The sequence below is a fragment of the Scytonema hankhaensis NUACC26 genome (assembly GCF_045865695.1).
GTDB lineage: Bacteria > Cyanobacteriota > Cyanobacteriia > Cyanobacteriales > Nostocaceae > Scytonema.
In genome coordinates this window covers 1-19,848 of the sequence record NZ_BAACAP010000124.1, presented here as the reverse complement: position 1 = coordinate 19,848, position 19,848 = coordinate 1, and the positions used below count along the sequence as shown (strand labels likewise).

The following is a 19,848-nucleotide window of genomic DNA, read 5'->3' as shown; positions in this document are numbered from 1 at the left end:
GCAGTAGCGGAGTCTTGACCTCCAACTTAAAGTCAAACAATAAGGAGAAATCAGATGAAATTTGATTGGCTGATTATAGGTGCTGGGTATTCTGCTTGTGTAATAGCTGAGCGTGTTGCGGCGGATCTCGGACAAAGAGTACTGATTGTAGAAAAACGCGACCACATTGGTGGCAATGCTTACGATTACTACAACGAGTATGGCATCTTAGTTCATAAATACGGACCCCACATCTTTCACACCAAGTCCAAAAAAGTTTGGGATTATCTCTCTCAATTTACTGAGTGGAGACACTACTATCACCACGTGCTGGGAGTGGTAGAAGGAAAGAAAGTGCCAATTCCTTTTAATCTCAATTCTCTCTATGCCCTTTTTCCTCCAAAATATGCAGAGAAGCTTGAGAATTTACTTCTAGAGCACTTTGGTTTTGGGGTCAAGGTACCTATTTTGAAATTGCGTGAAAGTTCCTGCGGTGACTTAGAGTTTCTGGCTAACTACATCTATGACAATGTCTTTCTCCGCTACACTATGAAGCAGTGGGGTGTGAAACCAGAGGAACTAGATCGGGGAGTTACCGGGCGTGTTCCAGTCTACATTAGTCGGGATAACCGTTACTTCCAAGACCCCTACCAAGCTATGCCCAAGCTTGGCTACACAGAAATGTTCCGCAAAATGCTGGCTCACTCCAACATTAAAGTACTGCTGAATACAGATTACCGCGAAATTATCAACGACTTTCAGTTTAATCGGATACTTTGCACTGGTCCGATTGATACCTTTTTTGATTATATGTATGGCGAACTGCCCTATCGGAGTCTGCGCTTTGAGTTTGAAACTTTAGATCGAGAGCATTATCAAGAGGTTGGTACAGTCAACTACCCCAATGACTACGACATCACCCGTATCACCGAACAGAAATATTTATCAGGCCAAACCTCACCCAAAACGACTTTAGTGATGGAATATCCTCAAGCTTATGTACCGGGGAAAAACGATCCATATTACCCCATTCTCAATGAGGAGAACCGCGAGCGTCTAGAGCTTTATCTCAAAGAAGTAGAGAAACTCAACGGTACAGTACTATTTGCAGGAAGACTTGCAGATTACAAGTACTACGACATGGATCAAGCAGTAGTTCGAGCACTTGGTCTGTTTGATAAAGAGATAGCTACTCCCTTTGGGCTCTAAAATTACCGATAAAAGCGTAGGGTGGGCACTGCCCACCAACGGCTAATGGTGGGCAATGCCCACCCTACATGTTTAGGTAATCGAATGGCGGTTCGGGAGTAATACTACAATGTTGGAATGACAAATAATATCTGAAGAAAAAAGGTAATAGCCTTCTATAGCAGTTTTCACTTGAATGAAGTACAGATTTATCTACGTTCGTCTGCGTCGAGGGTGCGGTTCCATAACTTTTTTATGTATTGTACCCAATGGAAAATCGCTATACTTATGAGTAAGGCTCTATTGAATCTTGATACTGCATCTACCAAATAAAAAGCAGATATTTAGTAAAATGGGGTGTGAAATCATGATTGAAAAAATATTTACAAAAATTCAAAAGCTTGCTTTCAATACATACGTATATTTTCTCAAGAAAAGAGCAAGTTATGGTCAGTTACCCATCCAGCTTGTGAACTATGAAAAACTTTACGACAAAAAAACAGGTGGTTGGTATAATTTTTATACAAAAGGTCCATCATTTGGAAGTGTAGAGTTGGAAGTAGGAAGGTTTTATTATGCATTTGTTCAAATGCTTCAGCCGAAGATGGTATTAGAAACAGGTGTATTCAATGGTTATTCTACAGCTTGTATTGCAGCAGCTTTAAAAGATTTAAATAATGGGGGTCATATCTTTGGCATAGACCCTGCTCATATACATCACTTATGGGAAAAAACAGATTTAAAATCTTTGATTACATGGATTCCAACACTTTCTCAGGAAGCCGTATCTTTCATCGAAGGAAAAATTTTTGATCTATTGGTTCTGGATTCTGACCATAGCTATAAAACAATTATGTGGGAATTAATTCATTTTGAAAAGTATTTGAAAGTAGGTGGTCATATACTTATGCATGATAGCTTATACTTTGATGGTGTAGGCGCTGCTGTAAAGCAACTTTATAGAAATCCAAGATTTGAAGTTATTACTCTTAATTCCCCAAGAACACACGGGAATGATACTAGATGTCCTGGAGTTACTATTGTTAGAAAAATAGCTGAAGGTCATCCAGCATTAGAGTATGAGCAAGAATTTGATGATTGGGTAATAGGTGATGCTAGCACTACCCCTTATTTAAGGGACATCCAGCATACCACTATTTCAACTAATTAAAATGAACATGAGTACTGCATCTACCAAATAAACATAGAAGATGTCAACAGCGAGCAGGAGCCAGATGAACGTAGTCAGCAGAATTCAATTTCCTCGTACACCTGAAACCTCTGAGTTGTACATAAAATGCAATAACGCTGCATCCATAAATTTGAATGCAGAGAAAGTAGAAGTAGCCTTAACAAAAAATGGTGTTTTGTCCTTAAACACCTACTTTAATTCATTCTATGAAACATTCTACGCTAAATACACAGAGCTTTACTCTCTGTATTACTTATTAAAACTTGAAGGTGATATTCAAGTTTCTCTCTATAGAGAATTTTATGATAGAGAAAATAGGGAACTTATTCACACAGAAAACTTTGAGAACTGCCAACCATCCGAGCCTGTAAAAACCTCAATACCAGATTCTTGGCGTGATAAGAATGCTGGGAGAATATATCTGGAGATAACTTGCTTAAGTGACCGTGGTGCATTCGTAGGAGGATTGATTGCAACCGACCAACCTAAGACTAGAGAAGTATCTTTGGGTATTGTAACTTGTACATTCAAGAAAGAAGCTTATGTTAAAAATACAATAAACACTATTTTACAAGATAATTGTTTGCAAAACAAAAATTTTCAAATATATATAGTTGATAATGGAAAAACCCTAAATCAAGCTGAATTTAAAACATCCAAAGTTAAATTAATTCCTAATAGAAATTTAGGAGGAGCGGGCGGATTTACTCGAGGTCTAATTCAAGCTTTGCAGGAGGGTATCCACACACATTTCCTATTTATGGATGATGATATAGAGCTAAAAAGTGAATCAATCTACAAACTTTTCTCTTTGTACGAGTATGCCAACCAAGACTTTGCAATATCTGGCAGTATGCTGGATTTATATAAAAAACATATACTTTATGAAGCGGGAGCATTATATTCTAAATTCTTATACCCTGATGGAAATTACGGATATAATCCATTCACAGTTGTTGCCTTGAAAAAAAAGCTTAACCTAAATAATTCCTCTGTTAATAATTGTTTCTTATTGGAAGAGCGCCCAGACTATGGAGCATTTTGGTTTTTCTCATTTTCAAAGAAAGTTGTTGAAGAGATAGGTCTACCAATGCCTTTCTTTATAAGAGGAGATGACATAGAGTTTGGTTTAAGAATCACAGAACGTATTGGTAGATCGATAGTAGCTTTTCCAAGTATAGCTGTTTGGCATGAACCTTTCTATGCTAAAAATCCTATCTGGATCAATTATTATACCTATCGAAATCATTTGGTAACACATTCTATCCGTGGGTCGTTAAAATATCTAGATGCAGTAAAATTTTTAACAAAAATATTGCTTTATAAAATATTTATATTTGATTATAATTCTGCGGAAATGATGCTTAGGGGTTTCGAGGACTATATGAAAGGACCTCTGGTGATTAAAACCGAAGATCCAGAAACGCTACATACTAAGGTTTTAGAATTGAGTAAACATTACAAAACCCAAAGCGTAGAAGCTAATTATACGGCTAAATGCGCTCTTAAAAGAGACTCGGTTGTTAGAAAAAACAAGGAATCTACTTTCAAGAAAATTGTATATCTACTAACTCTCAATGGTCATTTACTTCCAAATTTCTTGCTTAGTAAGGATAGTGTGTTTTATTGGATCGGTTCCGATTATGAGGACTGGTGGTTTAAGGTATTTACAAAAAAGCGTGTTTTCATTTTTAGGGAAGGCAATAATTCTGTTGATTACAATGAGATGAGCAGAACTGTGGGTCTTGGAATCTTGATGAAATGGTTTCAGCTTGTTATTACAAGCGCGATTAGGTGGTCATCAGTTAGTGCTGAGTGGAGAAATGCTTTCGGCTATTTCACCTCGATTGAGTTTTGGAAAGAATATCTCAAGCTAAAAGAGGAAACTTAACAACTCACACGCAGGTCAATGGAAAATTAAAGTCTAAGGAGCAGACAATGCAAAAACTGCAAACAGAAAAGCTACAACCCATTCAACTGTCCCCGCTTCCAGATAATCCATTGGTTTCGGTATTAGTTCCAAACTACAACTACGCCAAGTACATTGGTGAGGCTTTGGACAGTGTCTTGCGCCAAACTTACCCGTATTTTGAAGTCCTAGTTTGCGATGACGGGTCTGCCGATAATTCTTGTGAGATTATCGAAACTTATGTTCGGAAAGACGTCAGAATTAAGCTGATCCGCAAGCAAAACGGAGGAGTTGCTACTGCTCTAAATCAGGCATATCGAGAAAGTAAAGGAGAAATCATTTGCTTACTAGATGCAGATGATGTTTGGATGGAGAACAAACTGCAAAAGGTTCTAGAGGTGTTTAGATCTTACCTTGAATGTGGCTTTGCTATTCATAATGTGATTCAGATTGATGGTCAGGGCAATCTTCTCAAATCGACCCCCCATTACCATAGGTTAACTACAGGCTGGATGGCACCATTTGCACTTGAAAATGGTGGATTTGTTTACTATTTGCCTGCAGCTTCTGCACTGAGTGTGCGACGTGAAGTAGCAAACTTAATATTTCCTCTTAATGAGACGTTTAGAAGCAATGCAGACAGTCTCTTCTCCCGTCTTGCCCCGTTAATAACGGTAATTAGGGCGGTACCAGAAGTGCTAAGTCAGTTCCGTTTTCATGGAGCCAATACAACAAGTTTAGTGAACGTGACCGCAGAGCGATTGGAGCGGGAAGAAGTTGTTTTTGAACGCTTACACCAAGAGCAAAAACGGTTTTTAAGAGATGTTTATGGTACATCAATTGCAGAAAAACTCACGGATTTGAAGTTCAGCGTGTTATTTTGTAACGCTCGCTACTTAGCTGCTCGTCTCAAAGGCAAACCCAAAAAGGAGAGCAGAGAAGTTTATCAACAGCTTGTGACTCACCCACGGTTTCATGATTACTTCGGAGACTCCTTGCTTCAAAAGTGGTTAGTGCAATGGGGTGAGTATTTACCAAACGCGCTTTTTACAGCTTTTTTTGACCAAGTGTATGGGTCTGGTTCACTTAAACGCTTAGCAAAATGGTTGTTTAAACGCAAACTGACTGTAAGTTCTATACATGGGTAATACTATATCATTGCTAGCCGTAATATTCCGGAGCGGTTCCCGACTTCGTGTAAAACAATATTACTGGGTGCAACGATTTTTGTAGTGAATTCCGATCTTGACACACCCAATGTCCTTTTCATAAAAAGGAGTCTATCAAATGCTGAAACTCAATCTTGGTTGTGGTTCCCATACTCCAAGTGGCTGGGTAAACGTAGATTATGCACTCGGTGCTTGGATAGCAAAGCTACCTGTTTTTTCTCTAATCAATAAAATTTTCAAGATTATTAACATTGACTGGTCAGATGAAATTTTCATGCATGACCTGAGAAAGAAATTTCCTTGGGAAGATAATTCAGTCGATGTCGTTTATAGTTCTCATACTCTAGAACATCTATCCAGAACTGAAGGACAGCATTTTCTTAGAGAATGCTACCGTGTTTTAAAGCCCAATGGTGTGATTCGGATTGTAGTTCCAGATTTAAACGCGATTATTAATAAGTATACGCAGGGTGCGATCGCAGCTGATGAAGTGCTCGAGCAACTTTATGTCAGCTACGAGTCTCCTAAAGATGGAGTGTTGAAGCAGAAACTGGCACCATTTATTCGATTCCCTCATAAATGTATGTATGACACTCCAACCTTATTACAGATCGTGTCTGACATTGGCTTTGAGGTTGCTAGCAAGCAGGGTTTTGAAAGTGAGATTGAAGATGTAAGGGCGATCGAACAATTGAGTCGAACTATTGAAGCTGTCATTGTTGAAGGGAAAAAAACACCAGCCAACACTTACAAGCTAAAGGAATTTACGCAGTCTAATTCTTTAGTAAGTTAGAGTTTATTAAACACGACTGCTCTATCTTTATAATTTTAAATTTGTAGCAAAGAAATTATCACAGATGACTTCAACAAAATCAACCCTTGACTACAGACGTTTGAAGATGTTATGCAAGATAAATTTCGCTTAGGTGTCGTATTTACTCATCCGACTCAGCACCACGCGCCTTTATGGCGAAAACTCAACGAACAACCAGGAGTTTCAGTATCAGTTTTCTACCTCTGTAATCAGAACCAAGTGGGAGGTGACAAACAACTGGGAAGCTCCGAACCTTGGGACGTGGATCTGGTTAGTGGCTATCAGTACGAGTATCTAAAAACCCTGACAGGAAAAACTGCTTCAAAAGCAGAAAAAAAACTATTAAATCCAGGATTATTCAATCGTCTAACACCACAAAACTTTGATGCAATTTTTCTACCCAGTTTTTATACATACTCTTACCGCTTAACCGTTCTTCTGTGTAAGTTGCGCGGGATTCCTGTGATTATGCAGAACGACGCAACTATCATTACAGATGCTCATTACAAGCGATCGCGACAAGTAATACTATCTGTACTTTATCCGTGGATGTTTGGGTTGGCAGATTACTGGATTTCTAGTGGCGACCATAACGAGATTTATCTACGGCATTATGGAATTCCGATGGAAAAAATGGTACGTGGTTGCTACCCCGTTGATAGAGATAGGTTTGACAAGACGATCTCGCAGCATCAGCAGGAAATTCAGCAAATCCGCCAACAACTTTGCTGGAATGGCGATACCGTGCTCTATGGCTTTACAGGTAAATACATTGAGCGAAAAAATCCATTTGAGTTTATAGAGGCGATCGCCAAAGCTCATCAAACAGATCCTCGGAGCAGAGGAATCATGATTGGCGGTGGAGTCTTGGAACCCGAAATCAATCAACGCCTCGCCGCCATGAATGGAGAAGTCCTAAATTTGGGCTTTGTCAACCAGAGCAAACTCCCGCTCTATTATGCAGCGATGGATGTTTTTGTTTCAACATCCCGCAGCGATCCACATCCACTTGTCATTTCTGAAGCCATGGCAGCAGGTTGTCCGGCGATTCTTAGCGATCGCTGTGGTAACTGGGGCTATAGCGATACCGTTCAACACCGTTACAATGGACTGGTCTATTCCTGCGGCAATGTTAATGCCTTAGTTGAAGCCATTCTCGCCTTGACTAAGACTGATACACGCAACGCGTACAGTCAACACGCTAAAGAAGTCTTTTCTAAACAAGACCTAAACTGCGAGTTGAACGCATTCTTGGAAATTATTGACAAGATAAAAAGCAAGGCGCGAAAAGCCACGGTTGACTTACAGCAGACGTTACCTCAAACGTCATCAAGCACAATGCCCGTGAAATCACCTTAGTTCCCAGGAGTCATCATGCGCGTTGCAATTCTTCGTAGATCCCCAAAAGCTTCTTTCAGCATGGATGTCTATGCTAATGCTTTAGTGAGTGGACTTAAGACGGTTCGACCAACCTGGGAAATTGTTGAATTTGCGCCTGAACTAGATCGCTCGGGTAAGAAAGGGAAGTCTTTGCAGCAGGGGCTTTGGAGTTATTACGAACGCTATTGGCGTTATCCCCACGCGGTAAAGAAACAGCAAGCTGACATATTCCATATCATAGACCACAGTGATGGTCACATAGCCCGTTGGCTCAAGAGAAACAATCGACTAGGGGTAGTAACCTGCCATGATTTAATTAATTTAATTCAACCAGAGAATGTTTACGACCAGGCACGCTTGCCTTTTGTCAGTATGGCAGCATGGAAATTTGCTATCGGAGGTATGTATCAAGCAAAACATATTATTACTGTTTCATCACACACCGCACAAGATGTAGTGCGTGAATTAAAGATAGAACCAGAGCGGATCGCGGTTGTACCTAATGGAGTTGAGTCAATCTTTCGCCTGCTTCCACAAGCTGAGATTACCTTCTTTCGGGAGCAAAATAGAGTTGCACCAGAGACATTATGCTTACTAAACGTGGGTTCAAATCATCCACGTAAAAATGTTTTTACAGCCTTAAAAGTTATTAAAGCCCTTAAAGATCGGGAATTACCTACTCATTTTTGGAAAGCAGGCGCAGACTTTACCGTTGAACAAAAAAAATTTATTCAAACTCACTGTCTGGAAAATTTCGTTACCTATTTAGGCAAGCCGGATAAACATACCCTGGTTCAAATTTATAACGCTGCTGATGTGCTTTTATCTCCCTCCCTTTATGAGGGTTTCGGAATAACAATTTTAGAAGCTATGGCTTGTGGGACAGCCGTCATCACTTCCAACATAACATCACTTCCAGAAGTAGCTGGCGATGCAGCTATTATGGTCGATCCTACTGATATTTTAGCAATGGTGAAAGCTGTATGCCGTCTTCAGGAGGAACCTTCCTACCGTAAGTCCTTAGTGGAAGCAGGTTTAGCAAGGGCAAAACTATTTTCTTGGGAGAAGACAGCTGAAAAAGTCGCTCAAGTGTATGAAAAAATTCTTAATTTAAGATAATAGCATGAATTCTCTAAAAATTCTCGTCTCCGCTTATGCCTGCAAGCCCGGTCAAGGCTCTGACCCCGGTATAGGTTGGAACGTTTCTAGGGAGTTAGCAAGGCAACATGAAGTATGGGTCATTACCCGCAATGATAATCGCTTTGCTATCGAAACTGAATTAACCAAAAATCCAGTTCCCAATCTCCACTTTGTCTTCTATGACCTCCCGACTTGGGCTAGATTGTGGAAGCGGGGACAAAGAGGTGTATATCTCCATTACTATCTTTGGCAAATTGGAATTTACTCTATAGCTAAAGAACTGCACTGCGAAGTTGGCTTTGACATTGTTCATCACGTCACCTACGTCAAGCACTGGGGTCCTAGTTTCCTGTCTTTGCTTGGGGTTCCCTTTGTCTGGGGACCTGTAGGAGGTGGGGAATCTGCACCCAAAACTTTTTGGCACGACTTTAATGCTCGTGGTAAGGTTTATGAAATCCTACGCGACGTAGCTCGTTGGCTGGGTGAAAAAGATATCTTTGTACATCTTACAGCTCGACGGAGCACTGTAGCCTTTGCAGCCACTCAGGAAACAGGGGAACGTCTGTTTGCTTTGGGCTGTAAACGAGTAGAAATTTGTGGTGTAGCCGGTATCCCAAAATCTGACTTTGATTCTCTAGCCGCACTTCCTCCAGCCGGACAAAAGCCCTTCCGTTTAATTTCAATAGGTAGACTCTTGCATTGGAAGGGCTTTTACTTGGGGTTACGGGCTTTTGCAAAACTCAACTTGCCTGACGCCGAGTACTGGATTATTGGTGATGGTCCCGATCGAAGTGATTTGGAGACTCTAGCCAAAGAGTTGGGCATTTCCAACCAAGTCCGTTTCTGGGGTGCACAACCCCGTGAAAAAACTCTTTCTCTGTTGGGGGAGTGCCATGCTCTGGTTCACCCTAGCTTGCATGATTCTGGTGGATGGGTTTGCTTGGAAGCTATGGCAGCTGGCAGACCCGTCATTTGTCTTGAGCTAGGTGGTCCAGCTACCCAGGTGACTGAAGAAACTGGTTTTAAAGTTCCCGCTCCCGAACCAGAGCAAGCTGTACAGAACTTGGCTGGTGCAATGGCTCACTTAGCTAGCAATCCAGACTTACAAGTTAATCTTGGACAGGCAGGACAGCGGAGAGTGAAACAAGTGTATGACTGGGGCGTCAAGGGACAGTACTTTACTCAACTCTATGAAGAAATCCTTTCAAGGGCAGTAGAGACGAGCGCCTAATACCAAAGGAGATGTACACAATATGCGTATACTAAGCATACATAACACCTATCAGATTCGCGGCGGAGAGGACGAGTCTCGCGAATCTGAAGAGAGGCTTTTGCGGGAGATGGGGCACCAAGTTAACGTGTATGAGGAGAACAACCATCGCGTTGCATCTCTAAATCCAGTGCAAATGGCGTTCAGAACCGTCTGGTCAAAAGAAGCTTACAAAATAGTCAAACAGCGGCTTCAGAGTTCAACCCACGATATCGTCCACATCCAAAATTTTTTTCCTTTAATTTCTCCCTCAGTATACTATGCAGCGAAGGAAGAAGGGGTGCCTGTGGTTCAAACTTTGCGAAACTACCGTCTCCTCTGTCCTAATGCTCTGTTTTTTCGTGATGGGCAAGTATGTGAAGATTGTATGGGGAAACTCATTCCCTATCCTGGAGTTCTGCATGGTTGTTATCGGGAGAACAAGATTGCGAGTGGAGCTGTAGCAACAATGCTCGCCCTGCATCGGACAATGAACACCTGGACAGAAATGGTAGACCTGTATATCGCCTTGACTGAGTTTGCACGGCAGAAAATGATTGAAGGAGGTTTGCCAGCACAGAAGATTGTCGTCAAGCCCAATTTTGTCCATCCGGTTCCCAGTTTAGGAGAAGGACGAGGTAACTATGCCCTCTTCGTGGGAAGACTTTCTGTAGAAAAGGGGCTGGATACTTTGTTAGCCGCTTGGGAACATCTCAGCACACAAATCCCTCTCAAAATTGTGGGGGATGGTCCTTTAGCTGACCAAGTGGCGGAAGCAACAAAACGGCTTCCCCAGGTGGAATGGCTGGGACGTAAACCAATGGCAGAGGTGCATGCCCTGATGGGGGAAGCTATGTTTTTAGTCTTCCCGTCGAAATGGTATGAAACCTTTGGTCGCGTTGCAGTTGAAGCGTTTGCCAAAGGGACTCCTGTCATTGCTGCTAATATCGGTGCTATTGCAGAGCTAGTGGATTCTGGTCGAACAGGGCTCCATTTCCGCCCTAGTGATGCAGAAGATCTAGTGGAAAAGGTGGAGTGGGTTTTAGCGAACCCAGCAAAGCTTGTTCAGATGCGTCAAGAAGCACGGGCAGAGTTTGAAGCTAAGTACACTGCCGAAAAGAACTACCAGAAATTAATTGAGATTTACACAAAGATTCACAAGCCTATCTATTGTAATAAATTTTAATAAATTTTAAGGCGTTGCATCCGGATTGAGATGACTACAGACAAAAGGAAATAAATGAACGCAGAAATAGGGGTTTATAAAAAACAAAACGGATATATTAAAAACTCAATTCTCATCTTACTAGCATTTGCTACTGCTTTCTTTCCTCGTATTGTTGAGGCTATAGGTGCACCCGCACCTGTTAATTTTCTTCACTTCGTAATAGTACCACTTGCTTGTAGTATTGTCATAATAAAGACTCGAGTTAGAGATAAGACTCAGATATCAATTGCAGAATCGCTTCTAATTGGTCTCTTAATCATGCTAGGGGTAATGACTGGGAGCGCTCTTCTAAATCAAGCTGGTGTGATTAACGTGTTTCTGGCACTGATGTTGCTTTCTGAGCCTTTTCTACTGCTGCTAGCAATCATTTGTGTCCCTTTTTCTTTAGAAAGCTTTAAAAGATTTAAAACTTGGGTGCTGGGCTTTGTTGCTGTACATATCTTTTTGGCTTTTGCTCAGCACTTTCTTATCATTCTTGGTATCCTTCATGTAACCCAGATGACAAGAGAGGACAATGTCCAGGGGGTTTTTTATCTCTCAGGATCTGGTCATGTTGTGGGTGCTTCCGTTTCCATGTCCTTTGGTTTGTACTTTCTAATCAGTGCAAAGACTGTTCCAATCTGGCTTCGAGTTTCTGTTTTTTTTGCAGCCTTCCTTCAACTTTTATTTGCTGATGCAAAGCAGGTGCTTACGGTATGGCTGGTAGCCTGGTTGCTCCTGATAATCCTTAAATTAAGGGATCTTAGAACAACCCTGCAGTACTTGATAGCCGCAATTTTGGTTGGTTATGCACTGCTTTGGTGCTTACAAAATCTAGAAGCCTTTAGAGCCTTCAACGGCTGGCTCAGACCAGAACTCTACGGTCCTGACGGTAAGGCTACAATACTTAAGACCGCACCATTTACGATCGTTACTTCATATTATAAATCACCCTTAAATTGGCTGTTCGGTTTGGGACCAGGTCATACTGTTGGGCGATTAGGAGGGTGGATGCTAAAAGATTACGGGAATTTATTAAAACCATTAGGTGCTACTACTCATCCTGCTAGTGCAGCTGTTTGGGCTTTTTGGAACTCCCCAGATTATTATTGGCTGAACTCCAGCTTTTTTGCTCCTTTGTGGGGTTGGGTAGGGATTTGGGGAGATATAGGATTTGTAGGTCTGGGAGCTTATTTGTATGTTTGCTCCATCGTCTGGCGTCGGATTTGCCTAAATGACTTTAGCAAATTTCAGATGCTTACTGTGATGATTTATGGTTTTATTTTTACTCAGATGGAAGAGCCAGGATATATGCTCTCTATAGCTAGTTTGATTGGTTTGGCATGGCAAGAACGTCGAATTACCAGGGCGGTTCGTCAACGCTCTTCGTACTTAAGTACAGATGCTTAATGTGTACGGGGGATGGAGATATCCCCTTATTTTTTAAGTCAGTATCTGGAAATAAAGTAGATTCTTCATATTTTGGAGAAATTGCCGTTGAGTATAAATTAAATTAATTGAATTTAGTAATTACCGCTTGTGACAGTTAGGGTGCGGAATGTAGAATACTAGGCATAAGGGTGGTTCTTCAATGTTGCCACATAGTTAGAGACTCCTCGAAAATACTCTAAATCTTCATAGTATTCGTCGATTTCTAAGAGCTTGCCAGCTGGTGTAATTCGATAAATCCTATAGTCATTCTGATTAAGTAAATCCCAGAAGTCATGGAAAAAAGTTCTTGAATTAATATTTCCAGAACCAAATTCAAAAGAGAATGCGCCAATTCTTCGATGACACAGCGACTGAAAAGCTCCCTCCAAAGCATCAAATTCATTTCCTTCGATGTCCATCTTCATAAAATCAACGAACTCAATCGAATATTCCCTAACAACATCATCGATGGTCGTGATACAAACTTCAAATTCACTGAATTCTTCTTGCTGAAAATAGCTATCACGTCTTTTGTAAAGAGAAGCAATTCCCGAAGTAGGGCAGGAAGAATATAAAATTCCCTTAGATTGTTCCTTTCCAATAGCAAGAGGTATGAGAACCGTGTTTGGTAAGTTAAGTTGGTAAATTTCCTTTTGACAGGCGTTGGAAGGCTCAAACAAGTAAACTTTTGAGGTAGGGAGCAACTGCAATAGGTGTTTTGACCAAACTCCCATGTTAGCGCCAACGTCAAATACTATTGGTCGATCCCTATATATGAAATTTTTTGCTGCTTTAACCTCTTCAAGAATATTCCACCCCGTACCAGCACCCTTGCCTTGAAGAAACGCGATATAAGCTTCCGCCATGCGGATTTTTGTTTTTAAGGAATCACTTAAAATAAGCTGGCTCATAGGTTTAGCCATTTGCTTTCCAAGTTTATTTAAAAGTGTACGCTTACTGAGTTGTTGCATACGATATAGTAAATTTACTGAGTTCAACACTATCTATTACTTTTACGGTGTCAATCACTTCGATCAGGAAATGAAGTTAAACTGTGCTACTTTCAATAAAATTCTCACCAACTCTAGGATATTAAGTATTCATACTTAAAGAAAATTTACCGGAAGAAATTACAGAATTTATACAATCTTAAAGAAGTTTGCCTAGAAGTTCGTAGGTGATTACATTTCTCAAAGCTTGACCGCATCAGTAATTCCACAGATTTTTGTCGATAATCTAATTTTAATTTCAGTAAATTTTATGATGAATGTGTGTGAAATGTTTGTCATTTGTCAAATAGATGTGACAAGATTATCAAAAGACTTGTCTTAAGCTAGAACAACTATTTTGTTGCAGGAAGACTGAGTAACCTATACAGATGTCTAGAGCGGAATTATTGATAGTAATAATTTGAGTACCCTCTTATGCCAAATTACTTTTTTATGAACATTTTTTCTCATAGGGAACTCGGCCGGAGCTACGTCATAACCACGAACGCCTAATTTGGCAAAACAAATCAATCTGACCGAGGTCACAGAGTGGAGAAATTTATCGCGTCATGATACACAAGAGGCAGCAAAATCGCAAACAAAATAAAGGCTCAAAGCCTTCTCAGGAAAGAGCTTGCAGAGATTACAGAGTTGTGCATCGACCTGAGAGTAAAATGAAGCGCCCGCTTGAGTTGTTTAAGGAGATGGGACGGGATCTGCTGATGGCGCGAGAACTGGCTTGGCGGCTCTTGATTCGGGATATCAGTGCTAAATACCGTCAGTCAATTCTAGGAATCATGTGGGCTTTTCTCCCTCCGATTATTATGGCAGCTGGTTTTACCGTTGCTAAAGGAAGTGGGGTTGTCAATCTTGGTACCACAGACTTACCTTATCCTGCCTATGTGATGTTCAGCATGACTCTTTGGCAAACTTTTGTAGAAGCGCTGAACGGTCCTGTCCAAGCTGTATCATCTGCAAAATCAATGCTTTCTAGGATTAATTTCCCTCGCGAGGCACTGATTGTTGCCAAACTAGGAGAAGTCTTTTTTAACTTCGGCATTAAGCTGGTTCTGATTATTTTGCTGTTCATTTGGTTCAAAATACCAGTGACTTGGAGCGTGATTCTCGCACCAGTGGCGCTCATTCATTTGGTAGTTTTGGGAACATTTATCGGATTGCTAATGGCTCCAATCGCTGCTCTCTATCAAGATTTTGCAATGGGTATCACACTAGTGACTGGATTTTGGTTATTTATTACACCAGTTGTGTACCCAGTTCCCACTGGTGGAGTCTTTGGTAGTATTGTCAAATTTAATCCAGTGACGCCTCTGTTAGTCACAACACGTGAGTTAGCGACGACGGGAGTGATATCTGACCCACAAGGATTTTGGATAGCTAGCTCGATCGCTATCGTGGGATTGCTTGTAGCTTGGATTTTTTATCGTCTCGCAATTCCCTATGTAGTAGAAAGGATGAGTTCTTAATAATGAAAAGCATTACTAAGCAAGACATTTCTGTACAGCAACAGGATTTTGAAAACGAAGTCATTCTCTCTGTTAACGGGGTTTCTAAAAAGTTTTGTCGAGATTTAAAGCGGTCTTTAGTTTATGGTATTCAAGATATCGTCTCTGAGTTAACAGGGGCACGCGAGAAAAGTGAGAAGTTGCGACATAAAGAGTTTTGGGCGTTGAAAGATGTTAACTTTCAGTTGCGGCGAGGAGAATCACTGGGTTTGGTTGGAAAAAATGGCAGTGGGAAATCGACACTGCTGCGGATTATTTCTGGCTTGATTAAACCAGATACTGGGTTTGTAGAAGTGAACGGACGACTAGCACCCTTGATTGCTTTAGGAGCCGGATTTAATCCAATATTGACAGGGCGAGAAAATATTTACGCCAATATGTCTATTTTGGGTTTGTCTAAAAAAGAGATTGATGAGAGATTTGATGCCGTTCTAGATTTTGCAGAAATTGGAGATGCCATTGATGCTCCCGTGCAATCTTACAGTTCTGGAATGGCAGCAAGGTTAGGGTTTGCTAGTGCAATTTATACAGAGCCAGATATTCTCTTAATTGATGAGGTTCTGGCTGTGGGAGATATGAAATTTAGGATCAAGTGTTACCGGAGATTAGCAGAACTACGTCAAAAAGGTACATCGTTCATTTTGGTTTCCCACAGTCCACAATCCATTTTGTCAATATGTGATTCTGCTGTTTATCTCTCTAAGGGAACGCTGATAGCCAGTGGTGAAACCTTAGCAGTGATGAATAAGTATGAAGAGGATTTATTTTTGAATAACTCAGCAACAGAAAAAGGGATAATGCTATTTCCAGAGAAGTCGGAAAAAGACAGTTCTGGAGTAGATATTACATACCTCTGTTTTAAAAATGAACAAGGGGAGATTTTGGAGTTCCCTCTAACAGGTGAACCTGTTAATCTATGTATAGGTTGTAAGGCTCATCAGAAGGTAGATAATTTAAATGCAACTGTGATGATATCTGACACCGGTGCAGAAAATGAAAGGGTATTGTTCTTAGAGAGTGATAAAAACAGTAATACTCTGGCAGTTTTACCTGGGAATTGTGAAATCCGTTTACATATGCCTTACTTGGGCTTAAAGCCTGGACTATACACGGCAAAATTAAGGGTAGCTGAGGGGCTACTACACGTTTTTGATGCAGTAGAGACATTTGTCTTCTCTGTTAAAAGCGAGCACAATATGAATCAATGTTTATATTATCAGTTAAGAGAATGGGAAGTTATTATGGAACAAACTATTCCAATTTCTTTACAGAATATTTCTCATTAAGGATTACTCAAAACTATGATACTACAGATGGTAAAAGTTATTGACAAAATTCAGCAAAAATATGAGAAATTGAAACGCTGTCAATTACAATCTTATTACCAAGCTAATTTGGGTAACTATGGCAATGATTGTGTTCTGGGTAGCCAAATCTTTATTAAAAGTCAATTGAAACAATTATTTCTGGGTGATGAGGTAATTGTAGAGGATTATGCTACTCTTCAATGTATTTTTGAAACCTCTGCTATTTATATTGGCGATCGCTCAATAATTAGGAATTTTGCGGTGCTCAACTCAGCATATGGCAAGATCGAGATTGGTAAGGATTGCAGTGTCAATCCTTACTCTATGCTGTTTGGTTATGGCGACCTAGTAATAGGCGACTTGGTCAGAATAGCAACTCATGTGGTTATTAATCCTGGAAACCATCTATTCGATGATATAGATACCCCAATAGACCATCAACCTTTGACTAATAAAGGCGTTATTATAGAAGACGATGTCTGGATAGGTGCAGGAGCAATCATTCTTGATGGCTGCACAATAGGGAAAGGTTCTGTTATTGGTGCTGGAACAGTCGTAACAAAAAGCGTAGAACCTTATTCTGTAGTAGTTGGTGTTCCGGGAAAAACTATTCGTAAAAGAGGTGAGCGAAAGAATAATAATGCTAGTAATAATATAGCCCTATCTTTTCTTCAATAAAAGTCAATTTTTTCTAAAAATAGTTGACTGAGTCAAAAAATTAATGAGTAAGTAACAATGTTTTAATTATGAGTAAACAAGAGCGTGTTAAAGTTTTTATAGGTTCTGGAGAAGCTAGTCTCTTAGAAAGAAAAGTGTCAATTTATTCCCTCCGAAAGCACACCAAAAGGGAATTAGACATTTATGTATTTAATGGGACTCATAATGCTATAGAACTCAATGATAGTAAGCCTTTTCCGGCTCCTATGTCTTTACGTATCAAATATCAGAACGTCACAGAATTTAGTCTCTATCGATATTTAATTCCTCAGATTTGCGACTATCAAGGCAAAGCCATTTACATAGATTCAGATACGATCTGCCTGACAGATATTGGTCAACTTTTTGACACTCCCCTTCAGGACTTTGACTTTTTGGTAAAAAAAGACGCTTACACTAACAACGGTGCAGACCTTTGGGGATTGAGTGTTATGCTGATTGATTGCGAAAAGTGTAAGTTTGACTTGGAAACCATATCTGAGGAAGTTGCTAAAGATTTATATACCTATACAGACTTTTCTTGCATGAGTCCGGCTTTTCTTGCTCATTATCCTTACAAGATTGGTGAACTAAATCCTCAGTGGAATGTTTTTGATTACTATGACCAAAGCACTAAGTTAATCCACTATACAAACCTATACACCCAACCTTGGAAGTCGCCAAATCATCCTTATGGGGAGCTATGGTTTACCTACTTTCGGGAAGCTATGGCTGCTGGCTACATCACCCAACGAGATATTGAATTGAGTTTGATACGTTCTTATGTAAGGCGGGACTTACTTAAAGGAAACTCGCCCAAATCAAACTTTAAGAATTGTATTCAAGAAGCTATGAGTTTAGCTAAGCAATCAATTCGCAAGCTTCGTAAGATGCAGCCTGCCCGATCGTTCCATTAATTTAACAATCAATTTCTGTATGCGCTCACTCATCACCTCCATTCCAGTCCACCAAACCGTTGAACTCCTCAAACTAGAGGCTGACGCCATCAATCAAGCTGCTCAGAGGTTACAGCTAGACCAATTGGAACGGGCATTAACACTGTTGGCGAACTGTCAGGGCAAAATTGTGCTAACAGGAGTTGGTAAATCCGGAATTGTTGCCCAAAAAATTGCTGCCACCTTAAACAGCATTGGTATTGTATCAGTCTACTTGCATCCTTGCGATGCGTTGCACGGTGATTTAGGTATTGTCACCGCTAGCGATGTAATCATGTTATTGAGCAATAGTGGGGAAACAGAAGAATTAGTTGAAATGATTCCTCACTTGAAGCACCGACGAGTACCAATGATTGCTATTTTGGGCAATATCCACTCCACGATAGCAGATCGGGCGGATGCCGTTTTAGATGCCACTGTCGATCGGGAGGCTTGTCCTTTGAATCTAGCTCCCACAACGAGTACTACGGTTGCCCTTGCTATTGGGGATGCTCTCGCGATGACCTTGATGCAGATGCGAGGCATTACTCCCGAAGACTTTGCCGTCAATCATCCAGCCGGACGATTGGGTAAGCGTCTAACATTAAAGGTTGGAGACCTCATGTGTACGGGTTCTGAGAATTTTATCCTACATCCTCAAGCATCTTGGATTGAAGTCGTAAGCGCCATTACTCTAGGCGGTTCGGGAGCAGTTAACATTGTCGATGAAAAAGAGCAGCAGTTGGTGGGCTTAATTACCGACGGAGACTTGCGCCGATGGATACAGAAAACCAAGCCAGCAGAATTACAAAGCTTAAACGCTGGAAGAATTATGACCGCTAACCCAGTGACCGTAACTCCAGATATTTTGGCTTACGATGCTCTCAAGTTAATGGAAGATCGTCCTTCTCAAATTTCTGTTTTACCAGTGGTAAATGCTCAACAGCACTGCTTGGGTTTGATTCGGCTTCACGATATTATTCGTGTTGGCTTATAAATTTTTCATTTTTTTGATAATTAATGCTTTGTTGGATTCGGCTTCAAAAAAGAATTTATTTACTTAAATAAATTCCTTGGGTTTGTTTGCTAACTCACTTGGTATGGTTTGTGTAGTGTCTTTATATTAAGTACTTTTAATTGTCCATAATAAAAGCGCTTCACCACAACCCTGCCTGTAAAGTTTAGAGCAGTGGATTCTAGCAATATAACGTTAGCGAACACGTCTAAACTTTTTTAAAAGATAAATTCTATCTGCGTTTAAATTCATTAAAAATGCATCAAATTGAGTGTTATTTTTTAGACTATGCTATTTTTTTTAAATTATGTTTAAAAAAAATTTTTTTGATTATCTTTATATAAATCCACATAATTTCTTTAAATATTTTCAATTTTAATACCATAAAATTATTATTATTACTCTTATTTCATCGATAGTAAGTGTTAACCCCCTATTAAAAGTGCAATTGGCTAAATTGCGTCTTTTTTCAATTGATAAAGAATCATGACTTGGCTATTTAGAGTGTTCAGCTAATTTTTCGAAACTAACACTACGAAAAAAAATATGAGCACGATCCGTACCGAAACAGAAAAATACAAAAATGGTGGTCAAAAAGTCGCATACTACGATACGACAGCCGGTAACAGTGGTGGCAATGCGTATGGCACTGACGATGTTGATGTTTCCTATAGTGGGGATGTTGATGGCGGCAATCTTGTAGGTTGGATTCAAAAAGGGGAGTG

16 protein-coding genes are annotated in these 19,848 nt (G+C 40.3%); 15 read left to right on the top strand and 1 reads right to left on the bottom strand.

Features of this window, described 5'->3' with window-relative positions; genetic code table 11:
• Positions 1 to 54 precede the first annotated feature (54 nt).
• From glf to ACKTT2_RS06835, 10 genes are all read left to right on the top strand, one after another.
• Complete coding sequence (glf, locus tag ACKTT2_RS06880; RefSeq protein ID WP_407885217.1) at positions 55 to 1,188, top strand: UDP-galactopyranose mutase; 1,134 nt, start codon at positions 55 to 57, stop codon at positions 1,186 to 1,188.
• 346 nt (positions 1,189 to 1,534) lie between these two features.
• The gene (locus ACKTT2_RS06875; RefSeq protein WP_407885216.1) at positions 1,535 to 2,338 is read left to right on the top strand and encodes a class I SAM-dependent methyltransferase; all 804 of its coding nucleotides are present in this window, start codon (positions 1,535 to 1,537) and stop codon (positions 2,336 to 2,338) included.
• A 64-nt stretch (positions 2,339 to 2,402) separates the two neighbouring features.
• A complete protein-coding gene (locus ACKTT2_RS06870) occupies positions 2,403 to 4,250 on the top strand; it encodes a glycosyltransferase (RefSeq protein WP_407885215.1) in 1,848 nt (615 codons plus the stop codon).
• 47 nt (positions 4,251 to 4,297) lie between these two features.
• The gene (locus ACKTT2_RS06865) at positions 4,298 to 5,416 is read left to right on the top strand and encodes a glycosyltransferase family 2 protein (RefSeq protein WP_407885214.1); all 1,119 of its coding nucleotides are present in this window, start codon (positions 4,298 to 4,300) and stop codon (positions 5,414 to 5,416) included.
• A gap of 139 nt (positions 5,417 to 5,555) precedes the next feature.
• Positions 5,556 to 6,230 carry a class I SAM-dependent methyltransferase gene (locus ACKTT2_RS06860; protein ID WP_407885213.1) on the top strand — a complete coding sequence of 225 codons (675 nt, stop codon included), beginning with the start codon at positions 5,556 to 5,558 and terminating at the stop codon, positions 6,228 to 6,230.
• Between the two features lie 111 nt (positions 6,231 to 6,341).
• On the top strand, positions 6,342 to 7,610 hold the full coding sequence (locus tag ACKTT2_RS06855; RefSeq protein WP_407885212.1) for a glycosyltransferase family 4 protein: 1,269 nt from the start codon (positions 6,342 to 6,344) through the stop codon (positions 7,608 to 7,610).
• Between the two features lie 15 nt (positions 7,611 to 7,625).
• On the top strand, positions 7,626 to 8,750 hold the full coding sequence (locus tag ACKTT2_RS06850; protein WP_407885211.1) for a glycosyltransferase family 4 protein: 1,125 nt from the start codon (positions 7,626 to 7,628) through the stop codon (positions 8,748 to 8,750).
• A gap of 4 nt (positions 8,751 to 8,754) precedes the next feature.
• Positions 8,755 to 10,002: a glycosyltransferase family 4 protein gene (locus ACKTT2_RS06845; RefSeq protein ID WP_407885210.1), complete on the top strand. Its 1,248-nt coding sequence runs from the start codon at positions 8,755 to 8,757 to the stop codon at positions 10,000 to 10,002.
• Between the two features lie 22 nt (positions 10,003 to 10,024).
• Positions 10,025 to 11,206 carry a glycosyltransferase family 4 protein gene (locus tag ACKTT2_RS06840; protein WP_407885209.1) on the top strand — a complete coding sequence of 394 codons (1,182 nt, stop codon included), beginning with the start codon at positions 10,025 to 10,027 and terminating at the stop codon, positions 11,204 to 11,206.
• Positions 11,207 to 11,260: 54 nt separating this feature from the next.
• Entirely contained in the window at positions 11,261 to 12,637 is a 1,377-nt protein-coding gene (locus ACKTT2_RS06835) for a hypothetical protein (RefSeq protein WP_407885208.1), read from the top strand.
• A 158-nt stretch (positions 12,638 to 12,795) separates the two neighbouring features.
• Here the strand turns inward: ACKTT2_RS06835 and ACKTT2_RS06830 are convergent, their stop codons facing one another.
• Positions 12,796 to 13,581, bottom strand: a complete 786-nt coding sequence (locus tag ACKTT2_RS06830) for an FkbM family methyltransferase (RefSeq protein WP_407885207.1) — start codon at positions 13,579 to 13,581, stop codon at positions 12,796 to 12,798.
• Between the two features lie 770 nt (positions 13,582 to 14,351).
• On the opposite strand from ACKTT2_RS06830, the gene ACKTT2_RS06825 reads away from it, so the two are divergent.
• The 5 genes from ACKTT2_RS06825 to ACKTT2_RS06805 all read left to right on the top strand — a co-directional run bounded on the left by ACKTT2_RS06825 (position 14,352) and on the right by ACKTT2_RS06805 (position 19,105).
• Complete coding sequence (locus ACKTT2_RS06825) at positions 14,352 to 15,131, top strand: ABC transporter permease (protein ID WP_407885224.1); 780 nt, start codon at positions 14,352 to 14,354, stop codon at positions 15,129 to 15,131.
• Between the two features lie 2 nt (positions 15,132 to 15,133).
• Positions 15,134 to 16,456 carry an ABC transporter ATP-binding protein gene (locus ACKTT2_RS06820; protein WP_407885206.1) on the top strand — a complete coding sequence of 441 codons (1,323 nt, stop codon included), beginning with the start codon at positions 15,134 to 15,136 and terminating at the stop codon, positions 16,454 to 16,456.
• A gap of 15 nt (positions 16,457 to 16,471) precedes the next feature.
• A complete protein-coding gene (locus ACKTT2_RS06815) occupies positions 16,472 to 17,155 on the top strand; it encodes an acyltransferase (RefSeq protein ID WP_407885205.1) in 684 nt (227 codons plus the stop codon).
• A gap of 68 nt (positions 17,156 to 17,223) precedes the next feature.
• Complete coding sequence (locus tag ACKTT2_RS06810) at positions 17,224 to 18,090, top strand: glycosyl transferase (RefSeq protein ID WP_407885204.1); 867 nt, start codon at positions 17,224 to 17,226, stop codon at positions 18,088 to 18,090.
• Positions 18,091 to 18,109: 19 nt separating this feature from the next.
• Positions 18,110 to 19,105, top strand: coding sequence for a KpsF/GutQ family sugar-phosphate isomerase (locus tag ACKTT2_RS06805; RefSeq protein ID WP_407885203.1), 996 nt, complete (start codon positions 18,110 to 18,112; stop codon positions 19,103 to 19,105).
• Positions 19,106 to 19,848 lie beyond the last annotated feature (743 nt).

Bases quoted from the DNA above. Each gene is read 5' to 3' on its own strand.
- ACKTT2_RS06820 (WP_407885206.1), top strand. From the start codon at position 15,134: ATGAAAAGCATTACTAAGCAAGACATTTCTGTACAGCAACAGGATTTT.
- ACKTT2_RS06855 (WP_407885212.1), top strand. From the start codon at position 6,342: ATGCAAGATAAATTTCGCTTAGGTGTCGTATTTACTCATCCGACTCAG.
- ACKTT2_RS06805 (WP_407885203.1), top strand. From the start codon at position 18,110: ATGCGCTCACTCATCACCTCCATTCCAGTCCACCAAACCGTTGAACTC.
- ACKTT2_RS06825 (WP_407885224.1), top strand. From the start codon at position 14,352: ATGGGACGGGATCTGCTGATGGCGCGAGAACTGGCTTGGCGGCTCTTG.
- ACKTT2_RS06845 (WP_407885210.1), top strand. From the start codon at position 8,755: ATGAATTCTCTAAAAATTCTCGTCTCCGCTTATGCCTGCAAGCCCGGT.
- ACKTT2_RS06865 (WP_407885214.1), top strand. From the start codon at position 4,298: ATGCAAAAACTGCAAACAGAAAAGCTACAACCCATTCAACTGTCCCCG.
- ACKTT2_RS06810 (WP_407885204.1), top strand. From the start codon at position 17,224: ATGAGTAAACAAGAGCGTGTTAAAGTTTTTATAGGTTCTGGAGAAGCT.
- ACKTT2_RS06875 (WP_407885216.1), top strand. From the start codon at position 1,535: ATGATTGAAAAAATATTTACAAAAATTCAAAAGCTTGCTTTCAATACA.
- ACKTT2_RS06840 (WP_407885209.1), top strand. From the start codon at position 10,025: ATGCGTATACTAAGCATACATAACACCTATCAGATTCGCGGCGGAGAG.
- ACKTT2_RS06870 (WP_407885215.1), top strand. From the start codon at position 2,403: ATGAACGTAGTCAGCAGAATTCAATTTCCTCGTACACCTGAAACCTCT.
- ACKTT2_RS06860 (WP_407885213.1), top strand. From the start codon at position 5,556: ATGCTGAAACTCAATCTTGGTTGTGGTTCCCATACTCCAAGTGGCTGG.
- ACKTT2_RS06815 (WP_407885205.1), top strand. From the start codon at position 16,472: ATGATACTACAGATGGTAAAAGTTATTGACAAAATTCAGCAAAAATAT.
- glf (WP_407885217.1), top strand. From the start codon at position 55: ATGAAATTTGATTGGCTGATTATAGGTGCTGGGTATTCTGCTTGTGTA.
- ACKTT2_RS06850 (WP_407885211.1), top strand. From the start codon at position 7,626: ATGCGCGTTGCAATTCTTCGTAGATCCCCAAAAGCTTCTTTCAGCATG.
- ACKTT2_RS06830 (WP_407885207.1), bottom strand. From the start codon at position 13,581: ATGGCTAAACCTATGAGCCAGCTTATTTTAAGTGATTCCTTAAAAACA.
- ACKTT2_RS06835 (WP_407885208.1), top strand. From the start codon at position 11,261: ATGAACGCAGAAATAGGGGTTTATAAAAAACAAAACGGATATATTAAA.